The following is a 20,970-nucleotide window of genomic DNA, read 5'->3' as shown; positions in this document are numbered from 1 at the left end:
AGATAAAATAAAATGTGGCATAGTTACGAAATAACGTTTATAATTAGAATGTAGCGATGTCCCAAAGACAATGGAGGTTACAGCATGAAACTTACAACTAGAGTATTTGGCGAAGTAGAAATTGAGGAGAGTAAGATCATTACTTTTCCAAATGGAATAATTGGATTCCCTGATATGACAAGATTTACACTTATGCATGATGAGGACCAGGGGTCTAACACAATTAAGTGGCTTCAGTCTATTGATGAGCCTAATTTTGCTATGCCAGTAATGGATCCATTAGTAGTTTGCCCAGATTATAAACCTGTTGTTGATAAAGCTGAAGTTGAGTATATTGGAAATCTTAGTGAGGAAGAAATGCTTGTTCTTGTAACAGTCACAGTACCTCATGACTTAAAACTCATGACAGTTAATCTTAAGGGACCATTTATCATCAACACCAAAGATATGAAGGCTTCCCAGACAATTATTGATAATGATGAATATCCGGTGAAGTTCCCTATTTATGACATCCTTCAGAAGAATAAAGAAGCAAAGGGATGATCTGAGTAACCAGCAAAAACATTAGCCGCGGAGGGAGAACCATATGTTAGCATTATCAAGAAAAAAGAACGAGTCTATCGTTATTAATAACAATATAGAAGTAACAGTTTTGGACATCAGGGGTGATCAGATCAAGCTCGGTATTTCTGCGCCAAAGGATGTTCCGATCTATAGAAAAGAAGTTTATATCCAGATTCAGAACGAGAATAAGGAAGCTACTGATGTTTCCGGAATCGAAGAACTCAAAAAGCTTCTTTGATCAGTTCATATCATTTGAGATTAAGGCTGCTGTCCATAGGGGCAGCGGCCTATTTTTTGCTAGAGGATAAATATGCGCATACTTTATTACGACTGGGATGAATTTAATGGTGAGGATTGCAGAGATGCCATGAAAAGGCTGGGACATCAGGTCGATGTTTTTAAGCTCAATATGAATGGCTTTGATCTGACACCTGAAATAGAAGGAAAGATAAAAGAACTGGTGACCAAAACAGATGAAGCAGGAAAGAGATACTATGATCTTCTGTATAGCTTTGATTTCTTCCCCAATATTTCGGAAGCCTGCCAGAAATACGATATTCCTTATGTGAGCTGGGTATTTGATTGCCCTCATTATACGCTGGACTCACATGTGACCAATAATCCTGTAAACAGAATATTTGTCTTTGATAAAGTACTTTACCAAAATATGGTTAATAAGGGTGTTAAGACCATAAATTACTCACCACTTGGAGTTAATGAAAAGAGACTTGGAGAACTATGTCAGAAGCTTGACAAGGAAACTGGCGGCGAAATTGCATATGAGCATGACGTAAGTTTTCTTGGAAATCTTTATGACAATGAATATAACTTCTATGATCAGGTTAATTTCTTGCCACCAGTACTTAAAGGCTATACAGATGCGGTTATCAAAGCCCAGGAACGTGTATTTGGGGCGGACTTTTTTACAGAGGAAGAGATATACCCATATGAGAAGGTAAAAGAGCTAAGACAGTACATACAGTTCGAACAGACCGGCAAATATGAGATAGATTACGACGGCGTTATGCTGGATATCCTTAGGAAAAAAGTCACTGTAAATGAAAGAAGAAATATTCTGACTGAAATGGGTAAAAGATTTAATACAGTTCTTTATACTTCTCCAGGGACAAAGCCTATTGAAGGCGTGTGCGACTTAGGGCTTGCCAGCTACAACGAAAAGATGCCAAGAGTTTTCCATAGAAGTAAGGTAAATCTGAACATAACCCTTAGATCTATTCTTTCAGGAGTATCACTTCGTGTAATAGATATTCTGGCAGCAGGGGGATTCCTTATTACAAATTATCAGGCTGAGATCGCGGAATATTTTGAAGACGGAGTTGATCTTGTAATGGCTTATACGCCTGAGGATATGATACAAAAGACAGCTTATTACCTCCAGCATGAAGATGAGCGCAAAGAAATTGCTTTTAATGGTCAGAAAAAGGTATTTGAAAATTTCGCCTACACAAAACTTCTGCAGGATATTTTGAAATCCTAAAATTTTTATTAATTTTAGGATTTTTTTTCCTCAAAAGACTAATGTTTTAATTCTTGTATCCGATATAGAGGATAAGAAATGCTATAACAATCTCATTTGAACTTATAAGATTATAAATGGTCAATAACAAGGATGTTCTCGAAACCATGGAGGTATAGGATTATGGGAATGGAAGCAATTAACGGCTTTTCGCCACTTATACAGCAGGCGCAGCCACAGGTAAAAACACAGGTACAGGAGCAGAGTCAGGCTAATTCTGAAGTAGTTAATCGTGAAGCTGACGGCAGCATGCAGAATGTTGAATTCAAGGTAGAAGCTGCTGATAGCTCAAACAATACTAATACTCAGAGTGGCCCTCAGAACTATGCTAGCGAGCAGGAGTTTATTGAGGCTACTGAAGAGCAGATCCAGGCTGATAATGCAAAGGTCAAGAAGGCAATCTCTGAAATGACTCAGAATGCTAAGTCAAGCGCTGAGGCAGTATTTGGTATTCATGAGAAGACCAACAGAGTAACAATCAAGATGGTTGATAAAGAGACCAAGAAAGTCATCAAGGAATTTCCACCAGATGAGACTCTTGATATGATTGCCAAGGTTTGGGAAATAGCTGGAATCATGGTAGACGAGAAACGCTAACATTTCCGGTATGTAACATATGTTGTTTGACATGGATGTCAAATTAGTACACTCACGGATTGAGAAAGGAGAAAGCCTATGCCTATCAGAATAACAGGAATGAATTCAGGGCTGGATACAGAAAGTATCATAACAGCGCTCACACAGACCAAGAAAGATAGATTAGAAACAGCCAAGGGCGATCAGAAAAAACTTACTTGGAAACAGGATAAGTGGAAAGAACTCAATAAGAAAGTGACCAAGTTCTATAACGGTGCACTTAGCAACATGAGATTCTCAACTGCTTATACCAAGAAGACAACTACATCATCAAATGAAAGTGCAGCAACTGTAGTTACTGGTGAAGCAGCTATGGATGCAACACAGACACTTGATATCAATAAGCTTGCTAAATCTGCTTATTTAACTGGTCAGGAAGTTACAGTTGGAACTTCAAAGGCTACAAAAGAGACAACAGCAGAAGAATTAGGATTATCAGCAGGTGATAAGATCAAGTTCAGTATCGGAGGCAAGGCTTCAGATGTTCTTTCTGTAACTGTTGAAGCCGGAGATACAGTAGAAAGTATCCTTGGCAAACTTAAGAATGCTACATCTTCTGAGACAGGAACAGGCCTTAACTTCAACTACGATGAAAAGAACGGAAGATTTTTCGTTTCATCTAAGGAAGCTGGTGAGGCTAAATCCTTTGACCTCTTGATCGATAGTGAGTCAACTAAAGCAATGAACGCACTGGGACTTACAAAGAAGGCTGATAATTCCAATTATATAGCTGGTTCAAGTGCTGAGATCGTATTAAACGGTGAGAAGTATACATCAGATAGTAATACATTTGAAATAAATGGCCTTACTATTACAGCTAATGAAGAAGCTAAGGGTATCACTCTTACAACCAAGCAGGATACAAGCGGTATCTACGATAATATCAAGAATATGCTCAAAGAGTACAATGATCTCATGAAGGAATTTGCTACTCTTTATAACGCAGATAAAGCTACTAAGTACAAGATGCTTACTGATGATCAGAAGAAAGAAATGTCTGATACAGAAGTTGAAGAGTGGGAAAAGAAGATCAAAGATGGACTTCTTAGCAAAGATGAGACAATTGGAACTGTTAAGCAGGCGCTTAGAGAGGTTATGAACAGCTCTTTTGATATTACCATGAAGGATGGAACAGTAAAGAGCCTTTCTCTCGGATACTTTGGCATTGGAACAGGAAGCTATTTCACAACAGAAGAAAATGAGAGAGACGTTCTTCATATCGATGGAGATCCTGATGACTCATCAACAAGTGGCAACGCTGATCTTTTAAAGGGATTCATTGCCTCAGATCCTACTGCAGTACAGAACTTCTTCTCTGAATTATCCAAGAATCTTTACAGCAGACTTTCAGATCTGATGAAGGGCACAGAATATAGTAGCTCATTTACTATTTATGAAGACAAACTCATGGCTTCACAATATAGTGCATATAATACTAAGATTTCTGATGCGCAGAGCGCACTGGAAGCAGCTCAGGATAAGCTGTATTCCAAGTTCTCCAGGATGGAGACAGCATTAGCTAAGGTCAATAGTTCAAGCGGATCCTTGTCCAATTTCTTTGGATCAGGTAGCTAATGAAATATTAAAAATTCAAAAAAGATTGCGAGGGAGCGCCAATGGCAATATTATCAGCTCAACAGAATGCATATGCACAGTATAAAAATAATAAGGTAATGGGAGCTTCTGGCCCAGAACTTACACTTATGCTCTATGATGGAGCAATCAAGTTCTTAAATGTTGCAGACTATGCATTGGAAAAAAATGATGTCGAGAAAGCACATATAAATATAATCAAGACAGAGAAGATCATTGATTATCTTCGAAACACTCTTGATATGAAGTATCCGGTTGCACAGGACTTTGAAAACATGTATTCTTATATTGCTAGAAGACTTATCGAAGCAAATATGGGAAAAGACAGAGAAATAGTTGCCGAAGTCAACAAACATATGCATGCTATCAGAGATAACTGGGTAGAAGTTATGAAGGCTAATCATGTATATGTAAAGGATGCTTAATACTTAATTAAGGAGATTACCCAATGGTGTCAGCAAGTCTTGATATGTTGGAAGAGAGTCTGATCAAGAAGATTGGAGTCATGGACAAGATTCAGGAGGAGAATGAGAAGCAAAAAGAGCTCCTCAAGAACCCTGATAATGTCGATGAAGAAGCTTTTGATAAGATCTTGGATGTAAAGGGTGAGCTTATTGATCAACTTCTTAAGTTGGATGATGGATTCCAGACTTTATTTGATAAGGTCAAAAAAGAAGTTGGAGATAATAAGGAACTCTATAAAGACCAGATCAAACGTATGCAAGGACTAATTCAGGAGATTACCGCTAAGAGCGCATCTATTGAAGCAGCTGAGCATAGAAACAAAAAGCTTGCAGAAGACTACTTCAATCAGGCCAGGCAGAAGATGAATCTAGGCAAACAGAAATCTGCTGCGGCGTTTAATTATTACAAGACGATGAATAATTTCCAGAATATTCCACCTCAGTTTTTGGATAATAAAAATTAAAAAGAGAGCCCAAGGGCTCTCTTTTTTGGTAGAATTATAGAAAAGGGGGCTTCTTCATGAAAATCAGTGTTATCATTCCAACCTACAATCGAGCAGATAAAATAGAAAAATCTATAGAAAGCGTGTATTTTCAGGAAGGAAAAGGGGATCTTTTTGAAATTAGTCAGATCATCATAATGGATGATTGTTCAACTGATAATACCAAAGAGCTCATAGAAGAGCTGCAGAAAAAGTATGAGAACCTGCTATATTATAGGCAGGACAAAAATGGCGGCTCTGCAAAGGCAAGAAACAGAGCTATGAGAGAAGTTGTAAGCGAGAAGTGGGTTGCGTTTCAGGATAGCGATGATGTTTGGAATAAAGATAAGCTCAAAGAAATGTGCCTTTATATAGAAAAGCACCCGGATGCTCAGCTCTATTCCCATTGGTATACAGCATTAACTGCCGAAGATGAAGCTGTGGAAGTAGGCATTGATGAAAGAGAAGATTATCTTGAGGAGCTTGCAGTAAGGAACTTTATTGGATCTCCAACTTTCTTTGTGGACAAGGATGCCTTTATGGATGTTGGAGGACTTGATGAGAACATAACAGCTCTTGAAGATTGGGAATTCCTGGTTAGATTTGCTTCTAAATATAAGATCCGAGTTGTTCCTAAGTCGCTTATGCAGGTTGACCTTATAAGTGAAGGGATGTCCTCAGATATAGGTAAGTACTATGACTCAAGATGCTATATCATTGCCAAGAACAGGCAGATACTTCTTGAGAGAAATCTTTTTGATAAAGCTGTTGAGAGCCTTCTTGTAAGTGCCAAAAAGAATGGCGTTCTGGAAAATGTTGGCAGAATTTTAGAAGCATATCTTAAGTAGGGAGTCCTTCTATGAATATAATTTTTTACAGGTATAACAGTGTTTGTGAGCCTGATTTTATTGATGCCTTTAAACAGATGGGAGTAAATGTTGTTGAAGATGATGATGGAATGAAGGGGAATCTTGATATTTCTACCAAGATCGACAGACTAGGTGATCTTATTGCAGAATATTCTCCGCTATTTATTTTTTCTATTAATTATTTTCCGTTTCTTTCTATAGTATGTGACAGGCTGGGAATATTATATATGTCGGAAACTGTTGATTGCCCTGTCTTTGAAATATATCACAACAGTATAAAGAATAAGACAAATAGGACATTTCTTTTTGATTACGGTCAGTATTTGTCAGTAAAGGACTACAATCCTGAAAATATCTTTTATCTGCCTCTGGGATCTCCTACTGAAAGAGTTAGTAAACTTCTTGGAGATGAGAGCAGATATCTATATGATGTTTCTTTTATCGGATCACTTTATAGTGAAAAAGATCCATTCACAGAGCTTAAGATATCCGAAAAAAGCAAAGATAAGTTAATGAGCCTTATGAATGAGCAGGTAGATAAGGCTTCATTTGGCATGGAATGGATAGAGGATAATCTCGATGAGGAGTCGGTAAAAGAAATAAAGGCTACCGATAGTTTAATGGGAAGCACAGAATATGTCTGCGACCTAGATAACTTTATAGTGAGCAACAATTATCTTTCATATCATATGGCATATATGGAAAGAATCAGAATGCTAAACAGCCTGGCAGAAAATAAAGATATAAATGGAATCCACTTATTTACCAGAAGTAATACAAAGGATCTTGATAAATCTATTATCTGCCATGGAGGAGTAAAGACTCTGACAGAGATGCCTTTTGTATTTAGACAGAGTAAGATCAACCTAAATATCACTATGAGATCCATACAAACGGGTATTCCACAGAGGATTTGGGACATTATGGCCTGCAGAGGATTTGTTTTGACAAATTATCAGCCAGAGCTTGAAGAATATTTTGAAATAGGTACCCACTTAGAAACATTTACTTCTATAGAAGAAATGAATGACAAAATAAGTTATTATCTTAAAAATGATTCAAAAAGAGAAACAATTTCCCAGAATGGATATGAAGAGGTTTGTAATAAACATTCAATTTTAATGCGAGTGATCAATATGATCAAAATCGTCACAAGCGCATAAAATGGGCATTGGGCCTATATATCGGCAAATTGTGTCAAAAACTTAATAAGAAAACAAAAAAAATTCAAATTGTGCAAAAAAAATAAAAAAATATTTCAAAAAGGGTTAAGAATTAAATTTCATGGTCGATATTACTAGTGTAAAACAAAAAACTTAGCAGCCATGGAAGGGACTCCGCGTAAGCTGCACATAAAAACAGAGATGGAAAGGCAGCATGGAAGCGGGCCCCGTTCATGGAGGATAAGATATGGTAGTACAACACAACTTAACTGCGATGAATGCGAACAGACAGCTGGGTATAACAACAAACGTACAGGCAAAGTCAAGTGAGAAACTTTCATCAGGTTACAGAGTCAACAGAGCAGCAGATGATGCAGCAGGTCTTGCAATTTCAGAAAAGATGAGAAGACAGGTTAGAGGTCTTACACAGGCATCTGATAACGCACAGGATGGTATCTCTGCAGTACAGACAGCTGAAGGTGCTCTTATCGAAGTACACGATATGCTTCAGCGTATGAACGAACTTGCAGTAAAGGCAGCAAACGACACATTACAGTCATCAGATCGTGGATACATCAAATCAGAGATCAACGCACTTGCATCTGAGATCACAAGAACAGCATCAGCTACACAGTTCAACAACCAGAACCTTCTTGATGGAACATTCACAAACAAGAATCTTCAGGTTGGTGCTGAAACAAGCCCTATGAGCCAGATCAATATCTGCATCGAAGAAATGTCAGCTACACACATCGGTGTAAATGAACTTGAAGTTAGCACACATGATGTTGCTAAGTCAGCTCTTGGATCAATCAAGGCAGCTCTTGAGTCAGTTTCAAAGCAGAGATCAGATCTTGGTGCTATCCAGAACAGACTTGAGCATACAATTAAGAACTTGGATAACGTAGTAGAGAATACACAGGCAGCTGAGTCACTTATCCGTGATACAGATATGGCTGAAGAGATGGTTAGATATTCTAACAATAACATCCTTGCACAGGCTGGACAGTCAATGCTTGCACAGGCAAATCAGACAAACCAGGGTGTTCTCTCACTTCTTCAGTAATTCAGAAAAAATTTCAAGGCTTCAGCCCAGTGCTGGAGCCTTTTTCAGATGGAAAAAAATAATTAATATAATTTTTTTAAAAATGCCCCTAAAGTTTTTATATTTATAGTCGATAATAAGAGTGTAAAATAAAACAGAGATGATTTTAGGCCAGCACTAAGATCATTTCAAAACAAAGCAAACGAGCAGCATGGAAGCTGCCGTACAAATTCAAGGAGGAATTATATTATGGTAGTACAACACAACGTCACAGCGATGAACGCAAACAGACAGCTTGGTATCACAACTGGTATCCAGTCAAAGTCAAGTGAGAAGTTATCATCTGGTTACAAGATTAACAGAGCAGCAGATGATGCAGCAGGTCTTTCAATTTCTGAGAAGATGAGACGTCAGATCAGAGGTATCACACAGGCTTCTGCAAATGCTCAGGATGGTATTTCTGCAGTACAGACAGCTGAAGGTGCCCTCAACGAAGTACATGATATGCTTCAGAGAATGAATGAGCTGGCAACAAAGGCTGCTAACGACACTTTGACATCAGCAGATCGTGGATATATCAAGTCAGAGCTTGATGCTCTTTCATCTGAGATTTCACGTACATCAGCTGCAACTCAGTTCAACAATCAGAATCTTCTTGATGGTACATTTACTAACAAGAATCTTCAGGTTGGATCTGAGACTGGCTCTAAGAACCAGATCAACATCTGCATCCAGGATATGAGCGCTACAAAGGTTGGTGTTAACGCACTTCTTGTTAGCTCACATGACGTAGCTAAGAGTTCTATCTCTTCAATCAAGTCAGCTCTTGAGTCAGTATCTAAGCAGAGATCTGACCTCGGTGCTATCCAGAACAGACTTGAGCACACAATCAAGAACCTTGATAACGTAGTAGAGAATACTCAGGCTGCTGAATCACTTATCCGTGATACAGATATGGCTACCGAGATGGTTAAGTATTCAAACAACAACATCCTTGCACAGGCTGGACAGTCAATGCTGGCACAGGCTAACCAGACAAATCAGGGTGTTCTTTCACTTCTCGGCTAATAAGCAGTCTCTTGCAAAACATTGCAGACTACCAAGGAGAGCTCCGGGTGACCGGAGCTCTTTTTTGTATCAAAGGAGAATCCTTTGATAGTACGCTTAATATACGAAAATACGTGTAATATGGTAAAATAATACTATATGACATATTTGGGGGAATTGATATGAAAGATTTGATCATGGATGCATTAGCAAAATTGATCGAAGCACATAAAGGTGCAAAAAAATTTATCTGTAATCTTGAGTTTTCAACAGCAGTAGAGGATATCAAAAATCTACTCACTTCTTCGAATACTCTGATGGAATCCCTTACTTTTTATTATGAATATGAAAGTGCAGCAGTATACAAGCTTTCTGACTATATTGATCTGTTAAAATATCTGTTAGAAAGGTTTGAGAGCTTTGATATAGATGATGCAGATGAGATCGAATATCTGTATGATCAGGGAATAGGAATGCTTGAAACTTCATTAACTGTCATCAAAAGAACAGAAAGAATCCATGATGATGGGGAATTTTTAACTAAAGTTTACAGACCTAAAAAAGCCGATGAAATAGGCATCAGATCCCATAACAGTGCTAAATATAAGACAGCTATCGTACTTCAGGGACCTATCAAAAAAGAAGATGATTTCACTTATGAATCAGTTAAATTATACAAAGCGTTATATCCAGAGTGCGAGATAATCGTATCTACCTGGAAGAGTGAAGGGGATCAGAAAGAAAGATTTGAAAGTTTAGGGGCAATAGTTTTGCTAAATGAACCTCCCGAAAAGCCAGGATATGCTAACTGTGCCTATCAGACAGTATCTTCAATAGAAGGCATCAGAAAAGCAAGAGAGCTTGGCTGCGTGAGAGTGTGCAAGACCAGAACAGATCAGAGATTCCATACTCCTAATCTCTTTTTCTACATGGAAAAACTCTTAGACCAGTTCCCAATAAAAATAGAAACAACTCAAAAGAAAAGACTTATAGCTATCAGCACTACTACCCTTTCCTTTAGAGTTTATAATACCTGCGACATGTTCATCTATGGTGAGATAGATGATGTGGAGAATTATTTTGATTGTCCACTTGATACCAGAGACTGGGGAAAAGACTCTAATGTAGAGTGGATCAATGCTGAGCAGTTTGGACGACTTCGCTTTGCTGAAGCCTGGTTTGTTAGTTATTATCTGGAAAAACTCGGATTTGAGCTTAAATTCACTCTAGAAGATAGTGACTATTACAGAAATGAGCTGTTTATCATTGTTGATGGAAGCACAATTGATCTTCTTTGGCAGAAGTACAATGACGATGAATACAAGGATAGAGAGTATAACAGCAGTGGATATGATCATGGCGGAGGAATAGGAAGAGTTAGCTTCTTGGAGTGGTTATCCTGTCAATAATGCAGCTTGAGATTAAAGGAAAAGGCTATGGAATGGAATGAATTTATAACTTTTTTCAATGACAAATACCTTGTTGGGGAAGAAATCTATAATGCTCTTAAGGACAAAAGACCAGAAAACACAGATATAATCATCTGTTCAGCGCAGCTTGGCGATACTGTGTGGCTGGCGGCATATGCAGAAGCCTATAAGGCCAAGAACAACTGTAGATTAATGTATGTGACCAAGACATCTCAGGTTAGCATAATAAATAAATATCCTGCTGTTGATGCGGTTTTTGATATAACACCTGCGGAGATGGAAGCCTTAGAGCTTTATATAGTCAGAAATGAACTATGGAATCAGAACCATATAGTTTTTGGAAATCATAGGGAATTTATTCTTGTGAATAAAGATTCTTATGCACTATCTCTTTATCTGGAAGATTTTCCTGATATCTGCGTGGAAAGAAAGGCTATTTTAGGGCTGGGGGCAGATATTGAACCATCAAAAATGCAAAAAAATAAGCCTTTTGATGAAAAGAAAAAAGAAGAGTATTCAAACGCTGTTGTTTTAATGCCAAGTGCAAATACTTTCAAAGGGATCGATATAGATTTTTGGGAGCGCCTTGCAAAGCATATTTCTGAAGATCTTCATAAGAAGGTATATACAAACTATAACGGTCTTAAGACGGAAGTAATGATTCCCGGGACTAGTCCCCTTGCTTCATCTCTTGATGAATTGCAGGAATTATCACAGTATATTGATCTTTTTATAGGACTTAGAAGTGGGATATGCGACTATCTGACAGCCTGTAATGCTAATTTAGCAATAATCTATTCTGAACAGTGGACGGATAAAGGGAATGGAGAATATGAGTTTCCATCAAATCCACAGGCTCTTGGAGATAATACAATTTATAATTTTGCCTATGATAGAGAAAAGGAAAATCAGCTGATCATGGAACTGGGAAATCTTTTAAAAAATGAAGATGTAAAGGAAAGTGGCGATAATAATATTGATACTTTAGTTGTCATTACTCCAAAGGACTGTGAGAGGCTTTTGCCTCTGTATCCTAGACTGGTAGCAAATATCGATTTTGGTACTATCTTTTTTGTTGGAACTGATGAAGTAAAAAGTGTCATAGATGGCAGTTCACTTGATGAATCCAGAGTTTCTTTTATAAATGAAGACAGCATTATTAACTTTGACAAGGTTCATGCCTGCATGACCAAAAAGATGGAAAATCTTCTGGCTGGAAGGGCACTTCCAAGAGGGATAACAGGCTGGTATTATCAGCAGTTCCTCAAGATGCAATATGCATTAAAGTGTCAGAATGAGTATTACATGGTTTGGGATGGTGATACTATTCCATGTCACAAAATTTCTATGTTTCAGGAAGAATCAGGAAAACCATATCTTGATCTAAAGCATGAATATCATCCTGAATATTTTGAGACCCTTGGCAAGATCCTTCCAGGATTTGGAAAAGTAATAGAGAGATCCTTCATTTCAGAGCATATGCTCATAAATACAAAGGTTATGAGGGAACTTATAGAGGAGATAGAAAAGAATGAAGCTATTGAAGGCAATAGCTTTTGGGAAAAGATAATTGAGGCAATTCCTGCAGAGATGATACAGGATTCTGCTTTTAGTGAATTTGAGACCTACGGCACTTTTGTAGCCCTTAGGCATTCTAGTATGTACAAGCTTAGAGAGTGGCATTCCTTTAGACAAGGAGGAACTTTCTATTCAATAGATACTATTTCTGACAGGGATTTTGACTGGCTTTCCAAGGATTTTGATGCGATCTCTTTTGAAAAAGGTCATTCTGTCAGAGAAGATAATAAAAATCTCTTTGATAACCCTTATTATCAGGAAAAGCTCACAGCTAGGCAGATGCTGGAAGCAGCTCAGCTTGAATATAAGGAAGGTTACAAGGAAACCTGGGGAGATAGTGAAAGTTCCGCAGTCAATGAGCACACGGGAATGTATTCTGGTTCGGATGGAATCGTCATCGAAGACAGGCTTAAATACCTCAGTAAAGATACCTATAAAGAATATGAGAAGCTTGGAGATGATCTTGTAGGTAAGAATGTCGATCAGGCTTATCTGTGCTATGAAAATGCACATTTCCTTTGTGATGATGCAGAAGCAAAAACAAGATTAGAGAATAAGAAAAAGGAACTAGCTAGTAATAATGCTATCAAAGTCAAAAAGACTGCTATCGTTATTTTGTCATACAACCAGTTATTCCTCATGCAGAGATGCATAGAGAGCATATACAACAACTGCAATCCTAATGATTATCTCCTTGTTATATTTGATAATGGATCCAAAGATGGCTCAGCTAAGTGGCTTTCCGAGTGGGGAGAAAATCACGACGAAGCTATGGTCATCTTAAATGAGACAAACCTTGGCTTTTCTGGTGGTAATAATGCTGCTTGCCAGTATATTTCCGATGATTATGACGTATTCTTTTTAAATAACGATACAAGAGTTCCTGCAAATGCTCTTTTCTGGCTTAGAATGGGACTATATGCAGCGGATGATATAGGCGCAGTAGGTGCAGTGCAGAACTACGCTGACGCTGATCAGATTCATGAAGTTGAATTTAATGATCCTGAAGAATACGTTAAACACGGCGCAGAGTTTAATGTCTATATGAAAAACCCTCTTGAGGAGCAGAGTAAGCTTTGCGGCTTTGCACTTCTTGTGAGGAAAGAGGCCTGGAATGAAACAGGAGGCTTTGACGAGCGCTTTAATCCAGGGTATGTGGAGGATGATGATATCTGTCTTCACATCAGATACCTGGGCTATAGAACTATGGTCTGCCACAATTCCTTTATTTATCATGTGGGAAGCCAGAGCTTTATCAGGGTTGAGAATCCTCATGAGCTCTTTGTTAAGCACAGAAAGATAGTAATCGAAAAGTGGGGCTTTGACAGTACACTTTATGCAGGAATGAGCCGTAATGAATACAACTTCATCATGAGTCTTGCAGATAAGGGCTACACAGAAGAAAGCCACTTTAGTCTGGTTCATGTAGGCTCAGGTTGCGGAAATATGCTGGGACATATTCATTATCTCTATCCAAATGCCGATGTATGTGGCGTAGAGGAAAATGAAGCAGCAAGAAACTTTGCTATTTCCTGCATTCCGGTTTATCCAAGTGTAGAGGCTTTGCCAAAGAGACTTGAAGAGTATGATGTTGTGGCTCGTGGACTTGGTTAAAGACGAGAAAAGATATTAAGGAGTAACTATGCAAAACGACAACCATTTTGACGTACTAATAGTTGTAACAGCACAGGATTGCCAGAGACTTCTTGGTATGTACGAAAGGCTTGTGAATAATTTTTCCTATGGAAAGATCTGCTTTATTGGAAATGAAGCAGTTAGGGACGTAGCCTTTTCCAATGAAAAGATCCGTGATCACATAACATGGGTTAATGAAAATGATGTAATAGCATTTAACGATGTTCATCAGGTAATAAGTAAGAGACTTGAGAGCGTACTTGGAGGAAAAGAGCTGCCTAGAGGCATAACAGGCTGGTATTATCAGCAGTTTCTTAAGATGCAGTACGCCTTTATGTGCAAAGATGAGTATTACATGGTTTGGGATGGAGATACGGTGCCATGTAGACCTATCAATATGTTCAGTAATGAAACTGGTCAGCCCTATATAGACCTAAAGCATGAGTTTCATCCTGAATACTTTGAGACTTTAGGTAAGATCCTTCCTGGATTTAAGAAGGTAATAGAAAGATCTTTTATCTCAGAGCATATGCTCATGAAATGCGACATTATGAAGAGTCTCATAGCTGATATTGAGAAAAATGAAGGGCTTGAGGGTGAAAAATTCTGGGAAAAGATCATAAATGCCATAGAACCAGATAAGATTTTTGATTCATCCTTTAGCGAATTTGAGACATACGGGACATATGTGGCTCTTAGATATCCATCAGTTTATAAGCTTCGAGACTGGCACTCTTTTAGAATGGGAGCCATGTTCTTTGACCTAAATACTATCTGTGACAGAGATTTTGAATGGCTTAGTAAGGACTTTGATGCGATATCCTTTGAAAAAGGTCAGGAAGTTAGAGAGGATCACAAGAACTTTTTTGATAATCCGGAATATCAGGAAAAGCTATCAGCCAAGAAGATGCTTCAGCTTGCTCAGATGGAATTTAACGATGGATACAAGGAAATCTGGCAGGATGACATCCTTGCTATGCAAAGCGGCAATGTAAATACTGGAGACTTTGCTCAGACTAATGATAGAGACAAACGTGTAGTGATCGTCATTTCAGATGACTTTGACAAAAAAGATCTTGATGAGTGTAGGGGGAGCGTAGAAAGCGTTCTTAATGCTGACAGCTATACCATAATTTATGCGGCAAAAGATGATAGCTTAACCTATGGAGCAAGAATAAACAAGGCTATTAAGGAACTTGCTGGTCAGGGCTATGATAGCTGTGACATTCTTCTTCTTGATAGCAGTACTAGACTTGCCTTTGATACCTTATATTTCCTTAGATCAGCTCTTTATTCAGAGAATAATATTGGAGCGGTAGGCTGTGTATCTAATATTGCAGGTAATAAACAGGCTATTGATGTTCATTATGATACAGAAAAAGAGTACATGGATTTTGGCATGAGAAATAACATACCTATGGAAAGACCATGTATCGAGAGAGTATCCCTATCAAGTTATGCAATGCTCGTAAAGAGAAGCGTATGGAACGAAGTTAATGGCCTAGATGAGAAATATTCATCAAGGGAAGCCATCGACGAAGCATTTGCACTTAAGCTACTAGAAAAGGGCTACAGATCAATGCTTGTAAGAAATAGCTTTATTTATAACACAAGGCTACAGGCAGAAGATAGCGATACCAAAGCTCAGATCGAGAAATTATCTGAGGAGAAGGGCTTTGATGTAGAGGCAGCAAAGCATGTCAATCTGTCATTTATCCAAGAGATAGATAAAGACACTGATGGCAGGCTTATGATCCTGTGTTATGGATGTGGTATCGGCGCAGACATCAAGGCGCTTAAATATTTATATTTCCAGAGCGAGATAGTTGGAATTGAACCTGACAGCAAAATGGCTGATATTGCCAAGAAAACAGAGAATATCCTTCCTGGTATAGAGGAAGTCATTGATTTTTATGGAGAAGGTTCTTTTGATGTTGTCCTTGTGGAGAAAAAGACAGAGGATGAAGCTGTGATGGCTATGCTGGCATCACTTTTGAATGAAAATGGCGTTATGATAGGGTGAAAAATGGGGAGAGTAACTTATTCAGATTTTAAATATTGGTATGAAAATAACGGGGAGCTTCAGGAAATCTTTTCTTATAAAGACACTTTGAAGAACTATAGTAGACTCCCTCTTCATACTGTGGATAAGTCCATAGACGCTATAGTAAAGCGCTCTTTTGAGTTCTTTTCAAATTCCTTTAGTGGTAATCAAGGCCTTATAGAAGCCTTTTTTATGATCATCTTATTGGTGATCAAAAAAGCTATGGAAACGCCTGATGCTATGAAAGTTGTCTGTGTGGGCGGAGATATTCAGTGGCTTTCAGCTTATATTGATGGCATATTAAAAGAAATGTATCCAGATTCCGAGTGCATTTTTTCAAATACAGCTAATGACAGAATAGATGGATGCAGTCTTAGGGTTGTGTCACTTCTTTCTGGTGGAAGCCTTCCTGAAAAAGATGGAAGCACAGTAGTAGCTGTTAAGGGACATGAAGAAGCCCTGATAGATTGCTATACTACCTATGATTTTGGCATGGTAGATGTGGTTACAGATTATAGAGAAGTTGCTGTGCCTGAGTATAAATTGCCTGAAAGAAGCAGTAAGGCAAAGCGGAACATTCGAACAGTTGCTGCAATGACGCCTCATAACAGAGCTTTTAACAATTCTGAGCTTGTTAAGGATATAGGGCTTGTTCCTTACCTACTCTATAAGGAAGAGGGGTGCAAGGTTTATCTGGTAGGGCTTGAAAAAAACACCGATTATCCAGCTAAAGAATTTGTGTCAGGAACAGAAATGGTGGAGCTTGAAGGCTATGATCTTGATTCAAAGAAAAAATGGATCGAGGAAATGGGCCATTCCATAGACTGCCTGATGCTTTTTGGAACCTATGATGACAACATCATTATTTCAAAGATCTATAGGGAGGTTAATCCTTACGGCGTTGTATACCTTGCGCTTGATGCAAATTCCTATTGGATAAATAATATCCCTCGTTTTGAAAAGAAGTATGACGAGTTTTATGAAAACTGCGACGTGATATCCACAGCTACAAAGACTTTGCAAAAATTTATAGCGGCAAAGTGGAAGATGGATATTGATGTAGTCAGATGCGGATATTACCCAGTTGGTATTGATACTGTTACTGTGCCTGACTTTGATTCAAAGAAAAATGAGATAGTAACTGTTGGCAGAATTGGTTCAAAGGAAAAGAGGAATGATATCTTGCTTGAAGCTTTTGCAAAGATAGCAGGTGAATTCCCTGATTGGACATTAAAACTAGTTGGCCCAGTTGCAGAAGATTTTAACGAATATATAGATGATTTCTTTGAGAGAAACCCTGAGCTTAAAGAGAGAGTTGTTTTTACCGGAGAGGTAACTGATAAGAAAAGGCTTCATGATGAATTCCTTGAGAGCAAGATCTTTGCGCTTACTTCAGATTCCGAGGGCTTTCCAAATGTAATTCCTGAAGCTAAGAGCACTGGCCTTGCGCTTGCTCTTACAAATATTGATGTAGCCAAAGAGGCAGCAGGGTACGGCCTTAGCGGCGAGGTGGTGCCAACTGGAGATGTCTTATCTTTGGCAGAAGCTCTTAGAAAGCTTTGCTCAGACCAGGATAGCCTTAAGGAAAAATGTAAGCGATCATTTGAGGATTATCAGGATAAATACGATTATAAGAAAATAGCCCATGAGCTATATTCAGTACTTAATAGCGCTGATAAAAAAGTAAGCACTAATGGACCACTTATTTCTGTGATCATGCCTGTTAAGAATAATGAGAAATTCTTCCCAAAGGCAGTCCAAAGTATCTTGGATCAGGAATATTCAAACTGGGAACTCATCATCGTTGAGGGTATGTCAACTGATAAAACAGGCGTAATGGCTGATGATTATTCAAAAGCTGATGACAGGATAAGCGTTATTCATGCTGATGAATGGATATATGAGAGCCTTAATATAGGCATTTCCAAGGCAAAAGGAGAGTATATCACATTTTTAAATTCTGATGACCTCTTAATGCCAGATGCACTTATTACAGCAGCAAATTACTTAAAGTGCTTTGGAACAGATATGTTTCTTTTTGCAGTTAATTCTACAGAATGCGATGAAAACCAAAACATTCTGACTCAGGATGCCGATAAAGTAATAGAGTTTAGCAAAGAGCCTTTTGTATTAGAAGGCGATGCTGAGTGCAGAGGGGCCTGGGAAAGAATCATGAGGGCAGGACTACTTAACAATCAGCTGAACGTTTATAAAAAGAGTGTCATCAAGGATGTCCGCTTTAGAAATGATATCTTTGGAGCTGATTATTTCTTTAATCTTCAGGTTTTGCCTAAGGTTCGCTCTTTTGCATATTACCCAAAGTGCTTGTATAGATTCAATTCATACGTAAATGTATCAGGCATGAACGCATCTGTGGGCAAGTACTACACTTATTCTCACGGCATGTACAACGATTTCTATCTAAAGAGTATTGAACTTTTTGCTACATATGGAGTCCTTGATGAAAATGCCCTTAGCATGTTCAGACAGATAAGGATTGCAAACTTCACAGGAGAGCTGGTGTCATATACCTACGATAGCTGCAAGCTTTCTCTGGAAGAGAAATTAAAAGAGATGTTTGCTTATACCAATGACTTGAGGGATATGCTCATTATGGAAGGCAGATTCGAGGATATTGAAGAGTTGGCGCTTAAGATCAGCTATAAGCTTATTTCAGAAAGTAGTGAGAAAGTAGAGAAGCTGGTTAATATCAAAAAGGGAGTGGAAACTCTTTTTATAGATGAAGATCCAGATATTGAGGCTATACATAGACTTACATTTGATTATTACAATCCGGCACACATAGGAGTTAGCAGATTAAAAAAACTCGTATAAGGGGAGGAACACATGGATAATGTTTTTCAGGCAAGAATTGCTGCACTTGCAGAGAAGTACTTAAAGGGTGAGGAAATATATAACGCTTTAAAGGAAAACAGACCGGAAGGAATGGATATTATCATCAATCCTCAACATATTGGTGATACACTTTGGGTTTGCATCTTTTTAGATGCATACAAGAAAAAGTTTGGTTGCAAGCAGATATTGGCAGTAGTTCCTGAATATCAAACTGAACTGGCACAGTTATTTACACAGATAGATGATGTGCTGGGACTTACAGCTGAGGAAATTACAGCGTTGCAGACATATATCGGATTTAATCAGTTATGGTATTCTGATCATATCAGGTATGGATTTTTTCATTATACAATTTCACTTAATAATTCATGCGTGTTCTTTAATTCTATGTTCATGGGAGCTAGGGACCATAATTTCATGAATAAATCAAGACGTGATTTTCTAGAGCTTGATGACGATTGTATAAAGAATGGTGCTATAGCGCCAAATCCTCCGGAAAGTGCCAGCAAATATAGTAATGCAGTTATGATTCTTCCAACAGCAAGGACTCAGCAGGGTGATATTCCAGAGTCATTTTGGAAAAAAATGGTAGATATGATAAAGGATAAGGGCTATGAGGTCTACTGTAATTACAACAATCTTCCTTATGAAACATTAGTTGAAGGGACGATCCCTTTATCTACCAAACTGGTTGAGTTATACAATTTATCAAGATCCTTTAAGAGATTTATTGGCTTTAGGAGTGGGATACTTGATCTGATAGCTCTTGGAGAAGGAAATATCACTTGCCTTCATCCTACATATATGGATATTGATGGGATGGTAATGGAAAGAGATGCCAATATATATGACCATTTGTATCAATTAAACAGTCTGGAATCTTTACAGGCATACCAGTATAGACCTGAGTGGGAAGATGAATTATTAAAGGCAATCGTAGAAAACATTTAAACTGCAGGGGATTATTATGGACCATTCTGAACTTGAAAAAAGAATAGAAGATCTGGAAAAAGAGAATCAGGCTCTGGTGAAGTGGCAGTCTGAAGTTAATGGACTTTTGTCACAGCTCATTCAGATAATTGAAGGACGTAAGGTTACTGATGAGAATACTGAGGCCCAGATTGCAGCTATCTACAAAATGGCAAGGATAAATAGATACAGGATAGACAGCCTTCCATATGAGCTTGCGGCACCTGACTATAAGGTGGATGTGATCTATCCCAAAATGCTCTCAATCGAAGAGACACTGCGCCTTATCATTGAGGAAAAGAAGTCCATTGCAAGATTAGGGGATGGCGAATTTGCTGCTATAGCAGGCACAAAGAGATGGAACTTCCAGGGCGAATCAGAAGAGCTTGGAAATAGGCTTAGAGAAGTGCTAGAGGTAGATGTTCCTGATCTTTTAGTTGGTCTTAACCCTAACTTTTATAGTTCTTTACAAGGCCTTGAAGAAGACGATGCAGATGGCGTCAGGGCTTATATGAGACCTATGGTCAGACGCTTCCATTCAGAGCTTTTAAAAGAAAACAAGACCTATGCCAATGCAGTTATGCATAGAATGGATAATGACGAGGACGTTTGTCTCCTTAAGAAAATCTGGGAAGGAAGGAAAGTTACCGTAATAGAAGGCCAGTACACCAGAATGGGTGTTGGAAATGATCTTTTAGATGGAGCTTTGGAAGTAAAGAGGATCTTGGCACCTTCTGAAAGTGCTTTTGACAGATATCAGGATATTTATGATGAGGCGTTAAAGAGAGATAAAGATACACTGTTTCTTATTTCTCTTGGCCCTACAGCTACAGTTCTTGCTTATGACCTATGCAAGGCGGGATATCAGGCTGTAGACATTGGACATATAGATCTGATCTATGAGAAATACTTAAGAGGCTTATCAAGCCTTTATGAAGTCAATATCCCTTATAAGTACTGCAATAGCGATGAGATTGGGGATAGAAGACAGATTGAAGATGTTAAAGATGAGCAGTATGAAAAACAGATAGTTGCAAGGCTTTACTGATGCAACAAAG

General features: G+C 38.3%; 17 protein-coding genes. All 17 read left to right on the top strand.

All coding sequences use genetic code 11. The features are described 5' to 3' along the window. Positions 1-84 precede the first annotated feature (84 nt). The 17 genes from fliW to bhn_RS12240 all read left to right on the top strand — a co-directional run bounded on the left by fliW (position 85) and on the right by bhn_RS12240 (position 20,960). Positions 85-543 (top strand): flagellar assembly protein FliW, encoded by a 459-nt coding sequence (fliW, locus tag bhn_RS12320; protein ID WP_071176975.1) that lies wholly within the window; start codon positions 85-87, stop codon positions 541-543. Positions 544-586: 43 nt separating this feature from the next. Further along, entirely contained in the window at positions 587-802 is a 216-nt protein-coding gene (gene csrA / locus bhn_RS12315) for a carbon storage regulator CsrA (RefSeq protein WP_071176974.1), read from the top strand. A 72-nt stretch (positions 803-874) separates the two neighbouring features. Further along, positions 875-2,062, top strand: a complete 1,188-nt coding sequence (locus tag bhn_RS12310; RefSeq protein WP_071176973.1) for a glycosyltransferase family protein — start codon at positions 875-877, stop codon at positions 2,060-2,062. Positions 2,063-2,224: 162 nt separating this feature from the next. Then, on the top strand, positions 2,225-2,698 hold the full coding sequence (locus tag bhn_RS12305) for a flagellar protein FlaG (protein ID WP_071176972.1): 474 nt from the start codon (positions 2,225-2,227) through the stop codon (positions 2,696-2,698). A 78-nt stretch (positions 2,699-2,776) separates the two neighbouring features. Beyond that, complete coding sequence (gene fliD, locus bhn_RS12300) at positions 2,777-4,312, top strand: flagellar filament capping protein FliD (RefSeq protein WP_071176971.1); 1,536 nt, start codon at positions 2,777-2,779, stop codon at positions 4,310-4,312. A gap of 41 nt (positions 4,313-4,353) precedes the next feature. Continuing rightward, entirely contained in the window at positions 4,354-4,755 is a 402-nt protein-coding gene (gene fliS, locus bhn_RS12295) for a flagellar export chaperone FliS (protein ID WP_071176970.1), read from the top strand. 23 nt (positions 4,756-4,778) lie between these two features. Then, entirely contained in the window at positions 4,779-5,258 is a 480-nt protein-coding gene (locus bhn_RS12290) for a hypothetical protein (RefSeq protein ID WP_071176969.1), read from the top strand. 56 nt (positions 5,259-5,314) lie between these two features. Continuing rightward, entirely contained in the window at positions 5,315-6,124 is an 810-nt protein-coding gene (locus bhn_RS12285) for a glycosyltransferase family 2 protein (protein ID WP_071176968.1), read from the top strand. Positions 6,125-6,135: 11 nt separating this feature from the next. Continuing rightward, positions 6,136-7,308 (top strand): glycosyltransferase family protein, encoded by a 1,173-nt coding sequence (locus tag bhn_RS12280; protein ID WP_071176967.1) that lies wholly within the window; start codon positions 6,136-6,138, stop codon positions 7,306-7,308. 247 nt (positions 7,309-7,555) lie between these two features. After that, on the top strand, positions 7,556-8,374 hold the full coding sequence (locus tag bhn_RS12275) for a flagellin N-terminal helical domain-containing protein (RefSeq protein WP_071176966.1): 819 nt from the start codon (positions 7,556-7,558) through the stop codon (positions 8,372-8,374). Positions 8,375-8,602: 228 nt separating this feature from the next. Further along, positions 8,603-9,421 carry a flagellin N-terminal helical domain-containing protein gene (locus bhn_RS12270; protein ID WP_071176965.1) on the top strand — a complete coding sequence of 273 codons (819 nt, stop codon included), beginning with the start codon at positions 8,603-8,605 and terminating at the stop codon, positions 9,419-9,421. A gap of 161 nt (positions 9,422-9,582) precedes the next feature. Beyond that, entirely contained in the window at positions 9,583-10,809 is a 1,227-nt protein-coding gene (locus tag bhn_RS12265) for a WavE lipopolysaccharide synthesis family protein (RefSeq protein WP_071176964.1), read from the top strand. 27 nt (positions 10,810-10,836) lie between these two features. Next, complete coding sequence (locus bhn_RS12260; protein WP_071176963.1) at positions 10,837-14,022, top strand: DUF6492 family protein; 3,186 nt, start codon at positions 10,837-10,839, stop codon at positions 14,020-14,022. 28 nt (positions 14,023-14,050) lie between these two features. Further along, positions 14,051-16,066 carry a DUF6492 family protein gene (locus bhn_RS12255; RefSeq protein ID WP_071176962.1) on the top strand — a complete coding sequence of 672 codons (2,016 nt, stop codon included), beginning with the start codon at positions 14,051-14,053 and terminating at the stop codon, positions 16,064-16,066. A gap of 3 nt (positions 16,067-16,069) precedes the next feature. After that, positions 16,070-18,922 (top strand): glycosyltransferase, encoded by a 2,853-nt coding sequence (locus tag bhn_RS12250; RefSeq protein ID WP_071176961.1) that lies wholly within the window; start codon positions 16,070-16,072, stop codon positions 18,920-18,922. A 12-nt stretch (positions 18,923-18,934) separates the two neighbouring features. Next, positions 18,935-19,894: a hypothetical protein gene (locus bhn_RS12245; protein WP_071176960.1), complete on the top strand. Its 960-nt coding sequence runs from the start codon at positions 18,935-18,937 to the stop codon at positions 19,892-19,894. A gap of 16 nt (positions 19,895-19,910) precedes the next feature. Continuing rightward, complete coding sequence (locus bhn_RS12240) at positions 19,911-20,960, top strand: GT-D fold domain-containing glycosyltransferase (protein ID WP_071176959.1); 1,050 nt, start codon at positions 19,911-19,913, stop codon at positions 20,958-20,960. The last annotated feature ends 10 nt before the right edge of the window (positions 20,961-20,970 follow it).

Origin of the sequence: Butyrivibrio hungatei (assembly GCF_001858005.1) — a bacterium.
In the GTDB taxonomy this organism is placed as follows: Bacteria; Bacillota; Clostridia; order Lachnospirales; family Lachnospiraceae; genus Butyrivibrio; species Butyrivibrio hungatei.
Note: the sequence above shows the minus strand (reverse complement) of the source record. Positions and strands in the feature narration are given on the sequence as shown.